Origin of the sequence: Dyadobacter sp. CY312 (assembly GCF_021390535.1) — a bacterium.
In the GTDB taxonomy this organism is placed as follows: Bacteria; Bacteroidota; Bacteroidia; order Cytophagales; family Spirosomataceae; genus Dyadobacter.
Genome location: NZ_JAJUXG010000003.1, coordinates 22,400 through 42,619 on the forward strand (window position 1 = coordinate 22,400; position 20,220 = coordinate 42,619).

Consider the following 20,220-nt stretch of genomic DNA (forward strand, 5'->3'; position numbering starts at 1 on the left):
GAACATTCCAATGTTCGGTGTCCACAACGATAATGTGTTACAAAACAACGGCCAAAGGCAATTTTTAAAAATAGAGAAAGGCAGGTAATGATTGGACTATTTGCGGTATTCGCTTCTGAACTGTCCGGGAGAAATATTGATTACCTTTTTAAATAGTCTGGAAAAATAGGTGTGATCCTCATAACCGAGTGAAAATGCAATTTCCTTCACACTCAGATCGGTGAAGTACAAAAGCCGGCGGGCCTCCATCATCACTTCCCGGTGAATCCAGTGACTAACCGGAAAACCAGTTGAAACTTTTACTATCTCTGTTAAATAGGAAGGCGAGATATTCAGCAGCTGAGCATATTCAGATGGACTTTTTATCGTCCTGAAATTTTCAGCAAGCAAACTTTTAAATTCCCTTGTTATAAGTGCAGGTCGGGAATTACCAATATTTTCCTGTTTAGTGCAATCCTGAATAAAAGCTGCAAACAACCCCAAACATACCTGAAGCATGGAGTCCAGAACGGGCTGATAAAAAGGAGTGGATTCTGCCCGGCCAGAAAATTCAGATAACAAACGAAGGCTACTTACCAATTGCGCCGATTGCAACTCGTTCAGTTTGACGGGCAAACCCTCGGCTGCGTACGCTTCAAAAACCTCCCGGTAGGTATCTCCCAATGAGATTAAGTCAATAGCCAGCAACCATCCACTGGCATTCTCGACAGACAACGGCGTGTGAACCTGTCCGGGTAAAATACAGAATACACCGCATCCCGTCAGAGAAATCTCTCGAAAATCGACCATAAACCGACTGTCGCCTTTCTCCTGAAAAAAGAAATTACAATGGTTGTCGCGATGCACTTCCATACCAGCAACCTTGCCCGCATCGAGTTGATCTATCCGGTGCAGAAAAACGCCCTTGCTCGTTTCTTCACTCAGATAATGAAGCGGTATGGATTGTTTCGCAGGCATGGTTCAATATTAAACGAATTTTGTTTTGCCTGTTTGTGGATTGCTTGGCTCTTCACTGGTTCGTGTCATCATTTCAGTTGTAACAAAATATTGAGCTTTCGCTTCGAACTTTTTGCGCTTGGAAGTTCCTGTCTTACCATATTTGATATCCAACAATGTTTCAAAGCACTTCGCATTCCTTATGTCGATTTCCTTTTTCATTACATTGTACTTTTAATCTAAGTGATTCACCTTTTCAACTTCACAGCCCTGTCCAGCATATCGATAGCCTGCAAAACCTTGTTTTTTAGATAAAAAGGATAGTTAGGATTTGCGGTAAGAAATGCATCTGCGATCTTTTTAGCCTCAATTCCGGAATGCCCGGCAAATGTGTTATGCATCCAGCGGGTCGGGAAAAATATATCTCCCGTGAGTTGGATTTCCTGCAACATCTCCAACGATGGCCGAAGGTATTTCACCGCACTTTTCTGACGTAACGGATGATGCAAGTATGACAGTCCTTCCAGTACCCAAGCCTCTTTTTCACGATTTTCAGGTTTTTTAAGTGACTCAAAAAAAGCGTCCCGTTCAGCTTCATTTTTGCTTAATGCAGGAATCGCAAATGCCAGCTTCTGCTTGCGGTCAGGATTTTTCGTATTGTTCAATTGTGTTTCCAATACCTGTTTCGGATCGTTTTGTCCTTTCAAAGTAATTTCGCAAGCCAGTGAAATTTTATCATCCTCTGACAATACCAAATCCTTCACATTCAATTTTCCATTCCAAAGCGATTCCAGTTTTTGCAAACCATCATCAGACAGTGCCACATTTTTGAATGCTTTGAAATACGATGTTTTAATTCCCTTGTCCTTTGTCGCATTCAGCAGTTCCCAAAGTTGTGTCTCCATTTGAACTTGCATTGCCTGTCGGGTAACATCAGGTAGAAACGACCACCAGAGCGTTTGCAGGTTGCCCAACAGGTAATCAACCAGTAACGGATTCTCCTCTTTTGGAAGCATTCCTAAAATATTACTCACCATGGTTTGAGGAGCCTGTCCGTCTCCGCGAAGAAATCCTTCCCAAATATTCACCAGTATTGCCCCCCTGAAAACCGGATCTGTCATATCCGGATCTGATTCTGCGCTATAGTTTTTCGCGAAGTAATTTCGACTCTCGCTATCCATTTTAAAATAGCCATAACCGATACCACTTGAATTTGGAAAAACCATTGATTTGGCATCCCCAATCACCAGCGATTTATCGTTCACCAGATTCAAACTACTCTCCCGATAAGCATCTCCAACTTTCCATTTGGAATTTACCGATTGTTGCCAAATCCTTCCTGAGATCGAATCAGTCAATTGTTTAACACTGACAGCTTTATTGTCACTAATCAATTCATACTCCGGCATACCGGAAGTCTTCACCCATACATTGCTCCATTCTGCAATATTAAGCGGAGTCTTTTTATCAATAATTCCTATCAAATCGTCCCAACGGGCATTCCCGAACGAGTACGTTTTCAGATATTCCTGCAGACTTTCCTGCATCATCTTTTCGCCAATCTTTCGTTCAAGCTGGCGCATTACAATCGGCGCTTTCTGGTAAATAATTGCACCGTAAAGGGTTCCTGCATTTTTAAGATTACCCAGTTCCTGCAAGATAGGATTGGTTCCTGCCGAGCGATCTACTTCATAAGCCGACGGATAATGGGCCAATAAAAACCGTAAATCATGGTTGATTTCCGGAAAACTTGGATGCACAATTTTAGCCGCCATAAAATTGGCAAACACTTCTTTGAGCCAAACGTCATTGAACCAATCCATCGTCACCAAGTCCCCAAACCACATGTGGGCCGATTCATGAGCAATCACACTGGCTCTTGCCATTTTCTTGTTTACAGAAGCATTTTCATCCAAAAACAACCCCGATTCATTGTAGAAAATAGCACCCGGATGTTCCATTCCGCCGTATTGAAAAGACGGAATTAATACAAAATCAAACTTACCAAATGGATACTTAATGTCTGTATAATCTTCCAGCCAGGCCAGCGACTGCCCGTGTAAGCGGAACACCTCATCAGCATTGCGGTTTACTTTTGTTGTGTCGGTTTCTCTGTAATACATGGTCATCTCCCGACCTTTAATAGTCCTGACCGTTTTGAAAAATTTCCCGGCAGAAAATGCAAACAGATACGAGCTGATGGGTTTGGTTTTTTCAAACTGATAAATGCTTTTGCTCCTGTCTGACTTTTTATCTTTCAGCAGTCCATTGGCAACGGCTTCCCAGCTTGCAGGTGTTTTCAGGGTAAGGCTGTAAGTGGCTTTCAGATTGGGTTGGTCAAACAAAGGAAAGCAGGTGGAAGCCCTGTCGGGGACAAAAAGTGTATACAGATATTCCTCACTGCGGTTGAGCGACATATCTCCGGCAACGAATTCAATTTCAACTTCATTTCTGCCCTTTTCAAGATCAGAAGGTTCGATAACGATGTGTTCGTTTGCGAAAGTATGTGCTACGTCTTTGCCCTTTACTTTTACCGAAATCAAATTCGAGGAGTCGGCGTTAAAATCCAGCGTGACAGGTTCGGAAGTATTTTTTAACAAAAATGAGATCAGCTCCTTTCCTTTGATCGCCTCCTTTTTCGACTCAGGAATGTCGAGTTCCAAAGCATAATGAATGCTGTCGATGGTCTTTTTACGGTGTTCATTTAAGGCAAATGAAACTCCTTTGTCAGGAAGTTGATCGCTTTGTTTTTTACAACTAAAAGAAACGGAAAGAATTATAAGGACAACTATGAAAGATGAAATGAAACAACGCATGAGGATAAAGGAATATTAAAAAATTGCAAATAATCCGGACTAGCAGGACTATGAACTGAATCACAAGCAAGTTAAGCGAATTTTCGATTAGTGGGTGGAGGGCATTTCAATTCTTTGGATTCGAAAAATCTATTCAGAATCTATATGCGCACTATAATCATTGATTTGGAGAAGAAAATTTCGTCTATGCCAAACTGAAGAAAGTCCGTTTCATGCCTAACGGCATTTTTGGACAACGTTAAAGTCGATGGTTGCTGAACTAATTCCGCCAGAATCCGCACTTAAATGCAGTAAATTCAATCGCGTAGCGATGCAATATTGGAAGAAAAGTTAATCCCACACATACCCAAATCCCGTTAGGGATGTAACAAAATTTCAGGAGGATTTCCATTTATAAAACATTGCAACATATCCATGTTTCATGCCTAACGGCATTTTCTGGACAACGTTAAAGTCGATGGTTGCTGAACTAATTCTACCAGAATCCGCTCTTAAATGCAGCAAACTCAATCGCGTAGCGATGTAATATTGGTAGAAAAATCAATCCCACACATACCCCAAATCCCGTTAGGGATGTAACAGATTGGAAGTTGGTAATCAAATTGACACTTCGACAAAAAGCACCATCTATTTCTCCTCCAAAAGAATCAATTGCGTACGCTGCTTATTTTTGAGACCAGGATTATCATCGCTTACCACCACCAATTTACGTTTTCCACTTTCGGTTGGCCACCACGACATTCCTTCCAGATTGTCAGGAATAAAAGGTAAACCTTTGTTAAAGTCGAATGCTGGTTCCGGGTCTTTTTTCAAATGATTTCCTTCCACCGTTACCTGCCAAAGTTTTGCTTTCACAATTTCACTGCCGCCTTTGCCATTGTCATAGCACCTTTCCAGCACGAGTAACTGCTTTTCATTTACCGACAATATTTCCGAAATACCTCCACGGTGTTCCGTTTTACTGTATGGACATCCGCTGCGATCAATCACATAACTGAACGATTGCGGAGAAACATAACCGATGTCATTTTTTTCAAACTTCCAAAAGTGAATGGTGTCCTGCCCTACTTCCGTCTCTCCCGCCCAGCCAGCTTCCGGCGCTACCCACACCACCCCACTATCCGAAACCGCCATGCCTTCAATCCCTTTATTATCCGCAGGTAGCCACATAGGCGGAATCAGGAACTTGGGTCTCTCACTTTTGGGTGGATAACCGTCGTAATAGGCAACAAAAGTGGTGGTATCAATATTTTCCCAAACGGGTTCGTATTCGTTTTCTACTGCATACAGAAACCTGCCGTTCGTTTTATCAAACCTCACCGCCTCGAACCAGTTGTGCGTCGATTTGGCAATGAGTGTTTTTTCCTGCGGTTCAAAGTCCCGGATGGTGTTGATGTTGCTGAAAACAAAATAGGCCCCTCTGTCGCCCGCCAGATGCCATTGCTTTTTGGAAGGCTCATATTCTATCGCCGAAATTCCGTGAAGTTGTCCGGCAGGTTTCATAGGGAGAAAGGTGCTGTCCGCGAATTTGAATTGTAGAGATTGCGCTTTTACAAAACTGAAACAGGTTAATAGAACAGCAGCAAGTAAGGATTTTTTCATTCAGTTTCTAGTCCTGATAAAGTGATAAAGGTTGAACAAAAATAACACTGAAATCTGTACATTTAAGAATCCAACAAAAAAGACACCAAACCTTTTACCGAACCATCTTTCAAATCCATGAAATACTTTTTAAAATCCATTTTAATTCTTTTCCTCCTAAATCCTGCACTTTTACAGGCTCAAAAACTTTCGAAACTGACCGTTGAAAAGATCATGCGTGATCCTAAAATGTGGATCGGAACTTCTCCTTCAAACATCAGTTGGTCGGAAGATTCCCAGACGATTTACTTCGACTGGAATCCCGATAAAAACCTGTCTGATTCGCTTTACTCCTACAAAGTATTCGACAAGAAAATTAACAAAACCACTGCTGATGACCGGTTGAAAATCTTCAATAGCGACGGCGTTTATAACAAAGCAAGAACGCTTCGTGTGTTTGCAAAAAACGGAGATTTGTTTGTTGTTGATTGCAAAAACTACACAACCAGGCAGCTTACCAATACGGTAGACCGTGAGAGTAATCCAGGTTTCAGCGGGGACGAAAAAAGTGTGGTTTTTGAACGAAGCAATAACCTGTACAGCATCGCACTGGACAATGGTCTGATCACCCAACACACCGATTTCAAAACCGGAAACAAGAAATCTGATCCCAAATTAAGTGACGAAGAGAAATTTTTGAAAGCGGACCAGATCGGCATGTTCCAGGTTTTGAAAGAGCGCAAGGAAAAGAAGGATGCAGGTAAAAAGAACAGTGAAAATGAAAAGCCGAAGTCGCCGAAAGAAATATATTCAGGCGAAAAAAGTGCGAACAGTATCAAACTTAGTCCTGATGGCCACTTTGTAACCTACCGACTTTCGCAGCCGGACAAAGCTGCAAAATCGACCATTGTTCCCAATTACGTAACTGAATCTGGCTTTACCGAAGACATTCCCGGACGTACCAAAGTGGGCGCTCCGGCAACCAGTCATGAGTTTTGGGTATATGATATCAAAAAGGACACTGCCCGCAAAGTGAGCATGAAACAACTTCCGGGCTTTGGTGACAAACCGGATTATCTTAAAGACTACCCAAAACTGGATAGCGCCTGGAAGAAAAAAGAACGCGAGGTTTCCGTTACGGGACCATTTTGGTCAGACAATGGAGCGCATGGCGTAGTAATCATACGCTCGCAGGACAATAAAGACCGATGGATAATGGCGCTGAATGCTGATTCGCTTTCGCTTCGACTACTTGACCGCCAGCGAGACGAAGCCTGGATCGGCGGACCAGGCATTGGCGGTTTCTCGGGAGGTGAGTTGGGGTGGATTGATGACCAAACCATTTACTTCCAAAGTGAGGCATCCGGATATTCTCACCTGTACACTGTAAATGTGGTAACTGGCAAAAAAACGCAGCTGACCTCAGGTAAATTTGAGGTTCAGAATGTGCAGCTTTCAAAGGATAAAAAGACGTTTTACATCATCACCAACGAAGTACATCCGGGTGAAAAGCACTTTTACAGCATGGCTGTGACAGGCGGCGAGCGCAAACGCATTACGCAAACAACCGGCGCTTATGAGGTTATTCTTTCTCCTGACGAAACCAAACTTGCAGTACGTTATTCCAACAGCACCACGCCGTGGGAATTGTTTTTGATGGACAACAAACCTGCTGCCAAGCCCGAACAAATCACTAAATCAACTTCCGATGAGTTTTTCTCATACAAATGGCGTGAGGCAAAAATTGTAACGATTAAAGCCACAGACGGGCAGGATATATATGCAAGGGTGTACGAGCCTAAAAAATCGAATGGTAAAGCAGTCATTTTTGTCCATGGCGCTGGATATTTACAAAACGCGCACAAATGGTGGAGCCAGTACTCACGCGAATACATGTTCCATAACTTACTGACCGATATGGGATACACAGTGTTGGATATGGATTACCGTGCAAGCGCCGGTTATGGCCGCGACTGGCGTACCGGAATTTATCGTTTTATGGGTGGAAAAGACCTGACTGACAACACCGACGGAGCCAAATGGCTGGTAAAAAAATACGGTATTGATACTAAGAAAATTGGAATTTATGGTGGTTCATATGGCGGCTTCATTACGTTGATGGGCCTGTTCACAACACCTGATGTATTTAAAGCGGGAGCTGCTTTGCGTCCCGTAACCGACTGGGCGGCGTACAACCATGGCTACACAGCGAATATCCTCAACGAACCTCAGGCCGATAGCATTGCCTACCGCAAAAGCTCACCGATCTATCACGCGGAAGGTTTGAAAAACAACCTGCTTATTTGTCATGGAATGGTGGATGTTAATGTCCATTATCAGGATGTGGTGCGGTTGTCGCAAAGACTTATTGAGCTTGGAAAAGACAACTGGGAACTGGCTTCTTACCCAATGGAAGATCACGGATTTGTAGAGCCATCGTCATGGACCGATGAGTACAAGAGGATTTTGAAGTTGTTTGAGGAGAAGTTGAAGTGAGGAGGGAGAAGTTATAAGGAGTTAAGAAGTTAAGAAGTTAAGGAGTAAGCGATTCCGGTCTGTACGCTGTTTAGCGGACTGAACGGATATAAGAAGTTAAGAGAAGTTATGGAGTTAGCGTTACCGGTCTGTACGCTGTTTAGCGGGCCACGCTGGCCGGACTGAACGGTTAGGAAGTAGGAATTAAAAGTTTACAATTAGCACCGTTCAGTCCGCCAAGGGGCGTACAGACCGGAGAGATAAAAAAGGGAGAAAGGGCGTTGGGCTTTTTCTCCCTTTTTTTGTGGCCTTGCCGTTTCTACTTTGTTTCCTTTTAACTTTGATTTATGGAAAACACCAGAGAACTCAAACTTGCCGTGCTCATTGATGCCGACAATGTGCCGTATTCCAACATCAAGGGAATGCTGGAAGAAGTGGCCATTTATGGAACACCTACATTTAAGCGAATTTATGGAGACTGGACCAAACCTACCTTATCGGGTTGGAAAACGGTTTTACTCGAAAATGCCATCACGCCTGTACAGCAATACAGTTATACCTCTGGTAAAAACTCCTCCGACTCCGCGCTGATTATCGATGCGATGGACATTCTGTACACAGGCCGTGTCGACGGGTTTTGTATTGTTTCCAGTGACAGCGATTTTACCAGGCTTGCTACCAGACTTCGGGAGGCGGGAATGCTTGTTTTTGGTATTGGAGAAAAGAAAACACCAGCGGCTTTTATAGCAGCCTGCAACAAGTTTATATACATCGAAATTCTTAAAAAAGAAGCCAAACCAGAGGTTCCAACTCAGGAAACTTCCAAATTCAAAACAGCAGTAAAAGAAGAAACGCCGCCTGTTGCCAAAATTGACAAAGGTCTGATCAGGCTCATATCCGAAAGTATCAATGACATTGCCGATGAAGACGGCTGGCTTTTCCTTGGCGTGTTGGGAAATATGATTTTAAAAAAACGTCCTGACTTTGACCCCAGGAATTATGGTCACAAAAAGTTGCTGGATCTGATACGCTCGATCAAGGTTTTGCAGGTAGAAGAGCGCCATACCGGTAAAAACAATGCTTCCCATTTTTATGTAAAAACCAAGTAACCGGAGTTCTGCACGACCCGATGCAACGTTATGAAAATTCTGCAACAGCCCATTCAGTTACGACAGCGCAGACGAGGTTTTCATCTCATTACCAATGAAATTCTGCAAGCCTTGCCGGAGCTTGGTTCATTCAAAACCGGCATGTGTCAGGTTTTTATTCAACACACCTCTGCATCACTAACGATCAACGAGAATGCAGATCCGACTGTCCGCGCCGATTTTGAGATGTATTTTAGCAAATCCGTCCCTGAAAATGATCCGGAATACCAGCACGACTACGAAGGCTCTGACGACATGCCGGCTCATTTGAAAGCCTCCATTCTGGGTAGTTCCGTAATGATCCCGATCCGCAACGGAAGGTTTGCTCTGGGAACCTGGCAGGGCGTTTACCTCTGCGAACACCGGGATTATGGAGGTACAAGAAATTTGATGGTTACGGTTTGGGGGGAATGAGGAAGAAGAAGTTAAGAGGAGTTAAGGAGTTAACAGAAGTTACAGTTGCTCAGGTCTGAACGGGTACAGAAGTTAAGGGTAGTTAAGAAGTTAACAGAAATTAGGGTTGCTCCGGTCTGGACGCTGTTTAGCGGACTGAACGGGAGGAATAGAAGTTAACAGGAAGTTAAGGAGTTAACAGAAGTTACAGTTGCTCAGGTCTGAACGCTTTTTAGCGGGCCACGCTGGCCGGGAGAACAGAAGTTACAGGAAGTTAAAGAGTTAAAAGAAGTAAGAGTTGCTCAGATCTGGACGCTTTTTAGCGGGCCACGCTGGCCGGGCTGAACGGAGGAAAATTAAAAGTCGTACTGCACCCTGCAAGTAAAAATGTCATCTGAAACATCGTTTGTAAATGCGGCAAGCCCTGACTTCTCATTTCGTACAATATCATAGAAAAACAGGAATTTCAACGATGGATTGGCATAGTGTACATAACCCATTGTCAGGGTATTATACCGCAAATCGGCTTTGCTAAAACCGGCTTCGGCAGTAATTTCCTTCCCAGACACCTTTTTATTCGGATCATACCAGTCGTATTTCATCACAAACTGATGCTCTTCACTACCAAGATGTTGAAGAAAATAGAAATACGCGCCATCGAAATTTCTGGTGTAAAGCGGATCTTTTACCCCGTTCGTTACAGGATAAACACCCGGCGATTCGCTATTGGCAAAGGTGGAAGTCTGCTTACCAGCGATATATTCTGCGCGAAATTCAGTCTTGCCCTCCCGATTAGGAAATACCAGCTGAAAATCTGCTCCGGCATAGTTCCTCGGTGTCATTTTATGGTTGTTGCTGGCCGATGAGTCGCGCACCATTCTGAATCCGTTGCCCATGTCACGTGTTGTATACAAAACGTTGGATTGACTGGTAATTCCACCAGCATATCCCGACACACTGGCTGACAAAAGAGGCGTTCCCGCTATGCCTCTCAACTTGGTAGGTTTGAGACTAACCCGACCAATTACATCTTTGCGACTGTCATAATCGACAGGACCAGCCATGCCTTGCCCGTTGAATACACCCAAATCCAGCTTCCAGTTCGACCATTTACTGTCTCTTTTTCTGTCGTTTACAGTTAGCATGATACCGATGTCACGTTCCGTTTTCATGAGAATCTGTGACATTCTACCCCGTTCCGGCGTTTCCCGATTGGCTGACGAAAGGTTGATCTCCTGACCAAACGGACGCGCGAACATACCCGTGGTAAGCGCAAAAATCTTGTATTTATTCTCGTAAAATCTACCCCAGAAATCCCGGATCACCACACCTCGCTCGGTACCATCAAATTGAAAAACAAAATACGATGTCGCCTCACCTTTTTTGTTCAAATGCGCATAATCGACCCGAAGACGGCCCCTGCGAAGCATGAATCTGTTGTTGGAAACAGACGAAAAATTACCTCCGTTGAAAGTTTCTGCACCTTCTTTAGTGATGTATTGAAACTGAGGCTGGATATAACCACTCATTTTAATGCGATCATATCGCTCATAAATGGAAAGCATCCCCTTCCCCATCTGATTGGTGGTATCCACCATATCCATTAAGAAACGCTGAGCTTGTATTTGCTGTGAATGGAAATAAAATATCGTAAAAAGGAGTCCGCAGATCCACTTTCTCATAATCAGTTAAAATCAGTGTCAGTTAGAACCCGCAAATGTCACCTTTTTTTTAAACTTCTATATTACCTCAATGTTAAGGTTGGTGATATATTTAATTTTGGTATTCTATAGTCGCATTGCCCATCTTTAATTTCGCTGTATTTAAATCCAAATTATCGATTTCATAAACTTCTCTATTTGGACTGTCCCCCTTAATCGTCGCACATTCTTTCGGCCGCACCTGTAACCCGGCTCGCTACAATTGACAGATTTGTTAGCTGCATATAGTTCGAAAGAAAATGAGAACTGAGGATCGATGCACAAGCTTCAAAGCAGCGACAAGCACAATGCGTGTGTAGCCCGACGAAAAAGCGGGGTGTGCGTAGGTATGTGGGTGGAAGCATTTTTTCGTCTTGATTTTTTTGTTACTTTTTTTATCAAGAAGCATTCATGATTGATTTTAAACACACAGGGGTATGAATATTTTGGAAAATAGCCAACTTTATGGAAACAAACCGCAAAGTTATGGATTCATCAAAAGAGTATCAGGTTGTTGAATTTGAGCAGATTATCGAAAGAGGCTGTGGCTTGGATGTACATGAGAAAATGGTTGTAGCCACCATTAATGGAATTGGCTTAAAGCTTGAAACTCGTACGTTCGATACGTTTACCAGTTCTTTGCAAGAATTAGCTGATTGGCTGTCTTCACATCGGATTACTCATGTGGCGATGGAAAGTACTGGTGTGTACTGGAAACCGATATTCAACATTTTAGAAGAGAATTTCCACATAATATTGGTCAATGCCCGTCATTTGAAAAGTGTTCCCGGTCGAAAGACTGACAAAATTGATAGTCAGTGGATTTGCAAACTATTACTAAGTGGACTGTTAAAAGCTAGCTATGTACCACAGGAAAAGATTAGACAACTCAGAGACCTGAGTAGGTATTCGACCAAACTTATTCAGCAATCGGCCTCAGAAAAGAACAGGATTCAGAAAATTCTTGAAGATGCCAATATAAAGCTCAGCAGCGTTGTAAGCAGTATTTCGGGAATGGTTTCAACCAAGTTAATTGACGCACTAATTGAAGGTGAAGCCGATTTAGAGAAGTTTATTAATAGTATTTATACCAAAAAGTTAAAAGCAACAAAAGCCGATTTATTAAAAGCTGTCACTGGAAGAGTAACCGACCATCATCGGTTTATGTTGCGAAAAATTAAAAAACACATTGCGTTTTTAGAGCAGGAGATAGCCGATTTAGAAGCTCAGATGGACGAAATATTAACGGATAACAAGAGCGTTATTGAACTTTTAAGTACTATTCCAGGCGTGGACAAAAAGGCCGCTACCAACATTGTGGCAGAAATCGGTGTAGATGTTGAGGCCTTTCCATCAGAGAAACATCTGGCCAAATGGGCTGGTATTTGCCCAGGTAACAATGAAAGTGGCGGTAAAAAAAAAGCTCTAGAACCACCCATGGCAACCAATATTTGAAGCCAGTTTTAGTAGAATGTGCATGGGCCGCAACCAGGACAAAGAATACTTATTTGCGGGCAAAATTTGACAGTATGATCGGGCGGAAAGGAAGTAAAAAAGCACTTTTAATAGTAGGACATAAGATCCTTTGTGCCATTTACCATATTCTAAAAGATCGGGTACCATATTTAGGCTTTGATGCGGCAGAATTTGAAAAGACAAGAAAGGCTAAGCGAGTTGCCTATTTACAAAAGGAATTAAAGTTGTTGGAAACAATCTAACGATTTTGATACAAAGCCGTTCTTTTAACTGGTGGTTTTACCCCGCTCAAGAAACTGGCTTGCAATACAGTTAAGCACACAGGGCTGTACTTCGAGTACGAGAATGAAATTTTACTTTGTTAACTGTATTTAATTTATTGATTAACAACAATTTGCAAAATTATATTCGAATGAAAAAAGTAAGAGCACTGGAAGCCATCATTGGCACTTTATATAAATAATTGATTATTTCTACTTAATCAAAAAGCTTAAAACGAATTAACGATCCGAAAGCTGCAATTGACAGATATATAAAGTCGTCATAATCAATGAAGCCAATTTGTTTACCCGGTCTTCGACCGCACGGGTGGCCCCGTCCGCTGCCATTGACACATTTATAAAATACTGATTATCAATGGCACTAATTTGGTTGCTCGGGCTTCGACTCCGCTCAGCCTGACAAAATCAGTGTCACTTTCAAGTAGCTTGTTGAGAACGATATAGTTACTCCAACTGACCTGGATCATGTCATTTTCAATGGCACCGGCCACCCGGCGGATTGCCGAAGCGAGAGTTTGTTTGCTCCAAAAAATAGTTTGCTCAGAGCTACATGCTGTCAGATTTCAACCATAATCATTAAAAAAATAGATTACTTCTGATGGTTAAGCTATCTCCCATTTCAAAACATTCGCTATCTATCACGTTAATCAAACACTATCTCCGATAAAATGTCGTAACTTCTGAAAATCAAAAAGTTAGAAGTTATGAAGATTAAGATATTAACGCATGAGGATTTGCCGCCCCCTTCTTCGGTTCTCAAATTCAGGATTAAGAACACAACACAATGGCGCCCCGGAACGACCGACGAAGATGGAGCCGATTTTATTGAAGAAGTTCGTGGGATCACCTACCGCTACTCCTGGAACCAGATCGACGAATATTACTTCCCACCTGTCGTCGTAGCTCCAAGCAATTAAAGATGAGTATCAGGAAAGACAAAGTAACCATCATCAAATTGCAGCAGCGCATTCCTTAATTTTTCATCTGGTAAACAATCTTTGATAATTTCCCGCTACATTAATGGTCTGCAAACTTACAGGCACTATTTTATTTAGCGAGATGAAATAGCACAGCTTTGCCAGACACAATAAAAACCGGAATAGCGTTACACCATGTTTGAGTCTATAATACAATATCTTGAAGGCATTCATCCGGTACAGGCGGCGCTGTATGCGACCGTTTTCACATGGCTGGTAACTGCCGCTGGCGCATCGTTTGTTTTCTTTTTCAAAACCATGAACCGCACCGTACTCGACGGCATGCTGGGATTTACCGGTGGTGTGATGGTGGCCGCGAGTTTCTGGAGTTTGCTGGCTCCTGCAATTGAGATGAGCGAAGGAGATGGATTTGTAAAGGTAATGCCTGCCGCTATCGGATTCTTGGGCGGAGCTCTTTTCCTTTTCGCGCTGGACAAAGTTTTACCTCACGTGCATATCAATTTCAAGGAAACAGAGGGCGTAAAATCTCCCTGGCAGCGCACAACGCTTCTTGTGCTTGCCATCACCCTGCACAATATACCCGAAGGATTGGCTGTGGGTGTGTTGTTCGGTGGTGTTGCTGCCGGAATTCCCGAGGCTTCCATTGCCGGGGCTACGATATTGGCTATTGGAATTGGTTTGCAAAACTTTCCCGAAGGAATTGCAGTTTCGATGCCGCTACGCAGAATGGGAATGAGCCGAAGAAAGAGCTTTATGTATGGGCAGGCCAGTGCCATTGTGGAACCGATTGCCGGAGTTTTGGGTGCAGTTGCAGTCTCATTTTTCACTCCCGTTCTGCCCTACGCACTTGCCTTTGCTGCGGGAGCGATGATTTTCGTAGTTGTGGAAGAAGTGATTCCCGAAACACAACAGGACAAAAATACCGACATCGCAACACTCGGTTTTATAGGTGGTTTTATCATCATGATGAGCCTGGATGTTGCACTTGGTTAAACAAAATTTGATTTCGGAAAGCTGCCGTTAATATATTCCTGGTGGTTCAACGGTATGGTTTTTTATAGCTTCTTCCATAACATTTCAAGTTGCTGGCAGTATTTACCCTCAGCAATTAAACTAAACAACCGTTATGGAAGAAAATCACAAAAACACCGAACAACAAAACCCAAAATCCAAGTATCCTCAACCTCCGTTCCCTAAGCAAAAGCAGGAGTTTCCGGGAACGGAAGCAGCCATGCAGCCTTTGGCCGATCATGGGCAGGATAGCTACAAGGGTTCCGGGAGACTGGAAGGTAAAAAAGCAATCATTACCGGAGGAGATTCTGGTATTGGTAAAGCCGTAGCCATTGCATTTGCCCGCGAAGGTGCGGATGTACTTATCAGCTACCTGAGTGATATAGAGGACGAAGATGCGAATGATACAGCTGGTTATGTTGAAAAAGCCGGCAGGAAATGCATTCTCGTAAAAGGCGACATAACCAGTGAAGCGCACTGTAAGGAAATTGTGACCAAAGCCGTCGCGGAATTTGGTCAGATCGATATTTTGGTAAATAACGCAGCCTTTCAGATGGCGAGGAAATCCTTGCAGGACATTCCGTCCGAGGAGTGGGTACGTACCTTTGCCGTGAACATTCACAGCATGTTTTACCTGTGTAAAGCAGCCGAACCACACATGAAACCGGGAAGCTCAATCATCAATACTACATCGGTGAACGCATACAGTCCATCCGATGACCTGCTCCCCTACGCTGCTACCAAGGCGGCAATACAAAATTTCACGGCAAACCTGAGTCAGATTCTGCTGAACGCAGGCAAAGGGATTCGGGTAAATGCTGTTGCACCTGGTCCCGTTTGGACACCACTTATTCCGTCTACCAAATGGGAAGATGCGGATATTTTTGGGGACAACACACCCGTAGGCCGACCAGGACAACCGGCCGAAATTGCACCTTCATACGTATTTCTTGCATCCGAAGAAAGCAGTTATGTTTCAGGAGCCACCATTCCGGCGACGGGTGGTCGTATCACGATTTAGTTTAAAATAGTATTTTAAATGCAGATATCGTTAAAACCCACCGCAGTACTGGAAATCAATCAGTGCAGCGGTGGGTTTCGTCTTTAAAAGTCAGCCTCTTTCATCATCGATCCTTGATGTACATCAAGATGTTTTCTTAATCTACATCATTGGTTCGCTGCGGCAGTAATCACCAATTTTCTAAGATCATCAGACCGCAATTGTATGAAATATTTAATCATTTTGGCGTTTATAGCAGTTGTGTGCTACTACCTTCCGAATTTAACTGCTGCATCGTTTTGACAAGTGTTTTCTTACTTTTACTTCTCCTACTAACATAACGCAGGAGTTCAGATGAAACAACCCATTTACCCAATCTCTATTGAGCCATTGCTCGACTATTTTAACAAACTAATCCCATTAAGCGAGCATGATCAGGAATTGGTGAAAAACAAATTCCATCCGCGTCTTTACCGAAAGCGTCAGTTTGTGCTCCAAGAAGGTGATGTGTGCACACAGTTGAATTTCGTCGTAAGAGGCTGTCTGCGGATGTACAAAGTCGACGAAAAAGGGAATATTCATATTCTTCAATTTGCTTCTGAAAATAATCTTCCCGCAGCCCGATGGATCAACGATCTCGGTAGTTTTCACGGACTAAAGCCATCTACACTGAATATTGATACGCTCGAAGATACCGTTGTGTTTCAGATCAGTCTGGATGACCTCATTTTCCTTTACACAGAAGGCACTTTATTTGACAGAATTTTCCGTGTGTTGGTTGAAAACAGCCTTGTGCGTTTACAGGAAAGATTGCTTCAAAATATCAGTTCCACAGCCGAAGAGCGGTACGAATCTTTCCTGGAACAATATCCGCACATGGTCAATCGCCTCTCGCAGGTACAGATTGCGGCTTACCTTGGAGTAACACCCGAATTTTTAAGCCGACTGAGAAACCTGAGGAGCCGAGCCGCTGACCCTTTAAAACCTTAATCTACATCAAGACTATTTCTTAAACCAGGTCATTGGAGCAATTCACCCAATCGGGCAAAATTTGTATCCATTAATCAACCGTTTAAAAAATAGATATGAGCACTAAATCAAAAGTTGCAGTAATTGGCCTGGGAAACATAGGCAGCATTGTAGCGTCCAATCTCGTTAAAGGAAACCGTTCAATAATCGTTGCAGACCGCACGTTCGACAAAGCCAAAAACTACGCAGAAGAGCTGGGAAGTTTGGCTGAACCCCAGGAAATTGCCGATGCCATTCAGAACGCCGACATCATCGTATTAGCATTGTGGTTCAATACCATTCAGGAGTTTTTTGGCACCTATGCAACAGCGCTTCAAAACAAGATCATCGTTGATCCGTCCAACCCGATTGCTCCTGACGAAAATGGCGGGTTCAAAAAAATTATTGGCGAGCACGAATCTGCCGGACAAATCCTGTCTTCACTTTTACCAAAAGGCGCAAAACTTGCAAAAGCACTCGGCTCATTGGGAGCAGGTTCACTAGCTGACGCAGCTTTCCGTCAGCCAGAAAAAGCGGTGTTGTTTTATGCCACCGATGACACCAGTATCAATGTAAAAATTGAAGAGCTCATACATGATAACGGATTTGAACCGGTTCGGATTGGCAAAATTGAAGAATCGATACGTATGGAAGTTTTTGGTGATTTGCACGAATTCGGTGCGTTGGCAAAAACCATTACCTTATCTGAGGCGAGTAATCTGAGTTTGGAGTCATCATTGTGAGAACCTGCGATATGAAATCGATACTGCTGCTTTCCGGCTGTTTAAGCAAGTTTGAAGTCATTTTGCAATAAAGTGCCAATAATGAATTCCTTTTTCTAAATTAAACCCCACCGCAGTACTGGAAATGAGTTCTGCGGTGGGTTTTATTTTTACCAATCCAGTTTCAAAAGCACCGTGGTTTGAGATTCGAGTTTGAGATTTACTACAGACTTACCGCTCACCGGCAGGCACTTTCCAACTCATTCCTCAACTCCTCCGGTTTCGGCGTATCTGCGTAGCTCTTCGTTGGGCACCAACGGTCCCATGAAAAACAACATGATCGCCAGACCAATCAAGGCAATGATCCCGAAGCCCATGAACAGGATACTGTATGCATAATTGTAACCCATCTCAACGGCATAATTTTTCAGTACGATACCTGAAACCGATTGAAAAACAGCACCGCCCAAACCAGTACCAACGCAGGCCATTCCCCATACAGAAGCTGCTGAATTTTTAGGAACCACATCAGCCGGAAAGGTTAAAGCATTGGCGGTATAGGCCGTGTATCCAAATCCTGCCAAACCAAAAACCAGCAGCGCCGACATGGGTGAAGAAATTACAAATGGTCCCGCCAGAAGTGGTACGCCCATGATCAGTCCTGCAATGGTTACCGCAATTTTTCTTGCTCTCGGAATAGGTGTTCCTTTTTTTATGATGTATTGCGTAAAATAACCACCAGCCAGATTGCCCACATCGGCAATCAAAAATGGAATCACGGCGAGCATCCCAATTTCCTTCAATTCCAGATTGTGCACATCTACCAGATACCGCCCGATCCAGAAAGTAACAAAGTACCAAACCGGATCCATAAAGGTTTTTGACAAGGTGAACATCAACACAAACCGGGTCTTCAAAAGCTTGATTGCAGGAATGGTAAAGGTTTTCACTTTAACCTCGGTTTCTTTTGGGGTATAGTACAAAAACCAGAAAATGACCAGCCACAGATAACCACAAAGCGCGAGAATGATGAAAGTCATTTGCCAGCCGTAGCTGATACCCAAATAGGCAACCAGCGGCGGAACAATAACAGCACCCAAAGCAGATCCGCTGTTGAAAATGCCCGATGCCGTTGAACGCTCATGTGGCGGAAACCATTCGGTGGTCAGTTTGATGGCAGCGGGCCAATTACCTGCCTCACCAATACCAAGCATAAACCGGCATATACCAAATTGCAGCGGCGTGGTGGCAAAGGCGTGAACAAGTCCGGCGGTGGTCCAGAAAGCCATGCAAAGTGAATAGCCCAGCCTGGTTCCAAGACGGTCGATTAGAAATCCTGAAAAAGCATTGGAGATCATATAGGCCACGAAAAAAGCGGTTCCTATATAACCAAAAGCCTCATCCGGAATGAGCGCCCGCAACTCTCCTTCTGCACTCAGATAATTGAAAGACAACCGGTGAACGTAATTCAGAACGGTAGCCAAAAAAGCCATCCCGACCATCACCCAGCGCATTTTGGAAAGCTTCATTGCCGGGGATACGGGTATATTATTTTCTACCATTAAAAATAAGGTTTAGGCAATATGAATTTGAGCGAAATTAGTTTCGGTTATTTCTCTTTAAAACCAATTGAAATACAAGTTTTTAAATAGCTAATCGCCAAAAGCTAATTGCCAGCAGCTACTTATGAATATGGACTTAAAGCTGGCGAACCGGCACGAGCGTTTCAGCTTCATTTGAAATTGAAATGCTGTTTTGCAATGGTCGACCCATGCCTTCCCAGTGAACGGTCATCAGATCATTGTTTTGCAGAGTTACATTATTTCCAAAACTGAACGCATCGGCTCCGAAAAAATGAACGTGTGCCTGCAACGGCAACCGATGACCAGCATATTTGAAATGATGGTATTCCAAATTTTCCAGACTGTGCGCCATATTTTGTTCTCCCGTTTTAATAGCCGAGCTCCATCTCGTTGCTTCTCCGTCTGATATACTTACAGTCCCTTTCAAATCGGAAAATTCTCCGCCAATTACCAATTCCGGACCGATTGCGCATTGTCTCAGTTTGGAAGGAGCCAGATACAGGTAATTCTTCTTTTCCATCACATGATCCGAGAATTCATTACCAGTGGCAAAGCCAATCCGGTGCGGAATGCCTTCTTCATCAACGATGTAAATACCTGCGATTTCGGGTTCTTCGCCACCGTCGTTGGCGTATGCCGGCACTTCCAGTTTTTCGCCATGCGCTTTTAAAACCGAACCGTTTCCTTTGTAAAACCATTCCGGCTGAACGCCTATTTCTCCTGCTGCGGGAAAGCCCTGTTTAACTCCCCATTCATACATCACAATACTATCCGTCGGCTTGGAATCTCCACCGGAAGCGTGCATCATTTGCCGGTTCAAGGCACTGTTTTTATGAGTTAGCCCTGTCCCGGCAACCAGACAACCAAAAGGATTATCAGGAAAATCAAAAGCCGGTAGCAACCGCCATGAACTTCTGCCATCGTAGACACTATCATAGTCAAGTTTGGTGTCAGACAGGTTTGCATTCAGTAGGTCTGTTAACTTTGTTTTGGTTCGCACCGCTTCTAACGCAGCAGCATATACGGAGGTGAAGTTTTTTACCAAAATCAGCGATGGTTCCTGCACTACCGCAACTGCACGCCCTTTATCTTCATCAAAAATCTGTACAACCCTTATTTCATTTTTCATAAAATCGAATACTTATTTACTGA

Annotated in this window: 16 protein-coding genes; 9 read left to right on the forward strand and 7 right to left on the reverse strand. The window is 43.4% G+C overall.

What is annotated here, in order from left to right; genetic code table 11:
* Window positions 1-96: 96 nt before the first annotated feature.
* The 4 genes from LZG71_RS04275 to LZG71_RS04290 form a co-directional block, all read right to left on the reverse strand.
* Window positions 97-957, reverse strand: coding sequence for an AraC family transcriptional regulator (locus tag LZG71_RS04275; RefSeq protein ID WP_233817341.1), 861 nt, complete (start codon window positions 955-957; stop codon window positions 97-99).
* A gap of 9 nt (window positions 958-966) precedes the next feature.
* Entirely contained in the window at window positions 967-1,158 is a 192-nt protein-coding gene (locus tag LZG71_RS04280; RefSeq protein ID WP_233817343.1) for a hypothetical protein, read from the reverse strand.
* Between the two features lie 26 nt (window positions 1,159-1,184).
* Entirely contained in the window at window positions 1,185-3,752 is a 2,568-nt protein-coding gene (locus tag LZG71_RS04285) for a M1 family aminopeptidase (RefSeq protein WP_233817345.1), read from the reverse strand.
* 627 nt (window positions 3,753-4,379) lie between these two features.
* Entirely contained in the window at window positions 4,380-5,354 is a 975-nt protein-coding gene (locus tag LZG71_RS04290; protein WP_233817347.1) for an esterase-like activity of phytase family protein, read from the reverse strand.
* 117 nt (window positions 5,355-5,471) lie between these two features.
* Here LZG71_RS04290 and LZG71_RS04295 point away from each other — a divergent pair, with 117 nt between their 5' ends.
* The 3 genes from LZG71_RS04295 to LZG71_RS04305 all read left to right on the forward strand — a co-directional run bounded on the left by LZG71_RS04295 (window position 5,472) and on the right by LZG71_RS04305 (window position 9,370).
* Complete coding sequence (locus LZG71_RS04295; protein WP_233817349.1) at window positions 5,472-7,829, forward strand: prolyl oligopeptidase family serine peptidase; 2,358 nt, start codon at window positions 5,472-5,474, stop codon at window positions 7,827-7,829.
* Window positions 7,830-8,155: 326 nt separating this feature from the next.
* Window positions 8,156-8,917 (forward strand): NYN domain-containing protein, encoded by a 762-nt coding sequence (locus tag LZG71_RS04300; RefSeq protein ID WP_233817351.1) that lies wholly within the window; start codon window positions 8,156-8,158, stop codon window positions 8,915-8,917.
* A 30-nt stretch (window positions 8,918-8,947) separates the two neighbouring features.
* Window positions 8,948-9,370, forward strand: coding sequence for a secondary thiamine-phosphate synthase enzyme YjbQ (locus LZG71_RS04305; RefSeq protein ID WP_233817353.1), 423 nt, complete (start codon window positions 8,948-8,950; stop codon window positions 9,368-9,370).
* Window positions 9,371-9,705: 335 nt separating this feature from the next.
* On the opposite strand, the gene LZG71_RS04310 is transcribed toward LZG71_RS04305, so the two are convergent.
* Complete coding sequence (locus LZG71_RS04310) at window positions 9,706-11,031, reverse strand: porin (RefSeq protein ID WP_233817355.1); 1,326 nt, start codon at window positions 11,029-11,031, stop codon at window positions 9,706-9,708.
* Between the two features lie 483 nt (window positions 11,032-11,514).
* On the opposite strand from LZG71_RS04310, the gene LZG71_RS04315 reads away from it, so the two are divergent.
* The 6 genes from LZG71_RS04315 (at window position 11,515) to LZG71_RS04340 (ending at window position 17,506) form a co-directional block, all read left to right on the forward strand.
* Window positions 11,515-12,504, forward strand: a complete 990-nt coding sequence (locus LZG71_RS04315; RefSeq protein WP_233817357.1) for an IS110 family transposase — start codon at window positions 11,515-11,517, stop codon at window positions 12,502-12,504.
* Window positions 12,505-13,510: 1,006 nt separating this feature from the next.
* Window positions 13,511-13,723 (forward strand): hypothetical protein, encoded by a 213-nt coding sequence (locus LZG71_RS04320; protein ID WP_233817359.1) that lies wholly within the window; start codon window positions 13,511-13,513, stop codon window positions 13,721-13,723.
* 195 nt (window positions 13,724-13,918) lie between these two features.
* Window positions 13,919-14,737, forward strand: coding sequence for a ZIP family metal transporter (locus LZG71_RS04325; protein ID WP_233817361.1), 819 nt, complete (start codon window positions 13,919-13,921; stop codon window positions 14,735-14,737).
* 133 nt (window positions 14,738-14,870) lie between these two features.
* Window positions 14,871-15,776, forward strand: a complete 906-nt coding sequence (locus LZG71_RS04330) for an SDR family oxidoreductase (protein WP_233817363.1) — start codon at window positions 14,871-14,873, stop codon at window positions 15,774-15,776.
* A gap of 333 nt (window positions 15,777-16,109) precedes the next feature.
* The gene (locus LZG71_RS04335) at window positions 16,110-16,745 is read left to right on the forward strand and encodes a Crp/Fnr family transcriptional regulator (protein ID WP_233817365.1); all 636 of its coding nucleotides are present in this window, start codon (window positions 16,110-16,112) and stop codon (window positions 16,743-16,745) included.
* Between the two features lie 95 nt (window positions 16,746-16,840).
* Entirely contained in the window at window positions 16,841-17,506 is a 666-nt protein-coding gene (locus LZG71_RS04340; protein WP_233817367.1) for an NADPH-dependent F420 reductase, read from the forward strand.
* A gap of 239 nt (window positions 17,507-17,745) precedes the next feature.
* On the opposite strand, the gene LZG71_RS04345 is transcribed toward LZG71_RS04340, so the two are convergent.
* Window positions 17,746-19,047 (reverse strand): MFS transporter, encoded by a 1,302-nt coding sequence (locus LZG71_RS04345; protein WP_233817369.1) that lies wholly within the window; start codon window positions 19,045-19,047, stop codon window positions 17,746-17,748.
* 136 nt (window positions 19,048-19,183) lie between these two features.
* A complete protein-coding gene (araD1, locus tag LZG71_RS04350) occupies window positions 19,184-20,197 on the reverse strand; it encodes an AraD1 family protein (protein WP_233817371.1) in 1,014 nt (337 codons plus the stop codon).
* Window positions 20,198-20,220 lie beyond the last annotated feature (23 nt).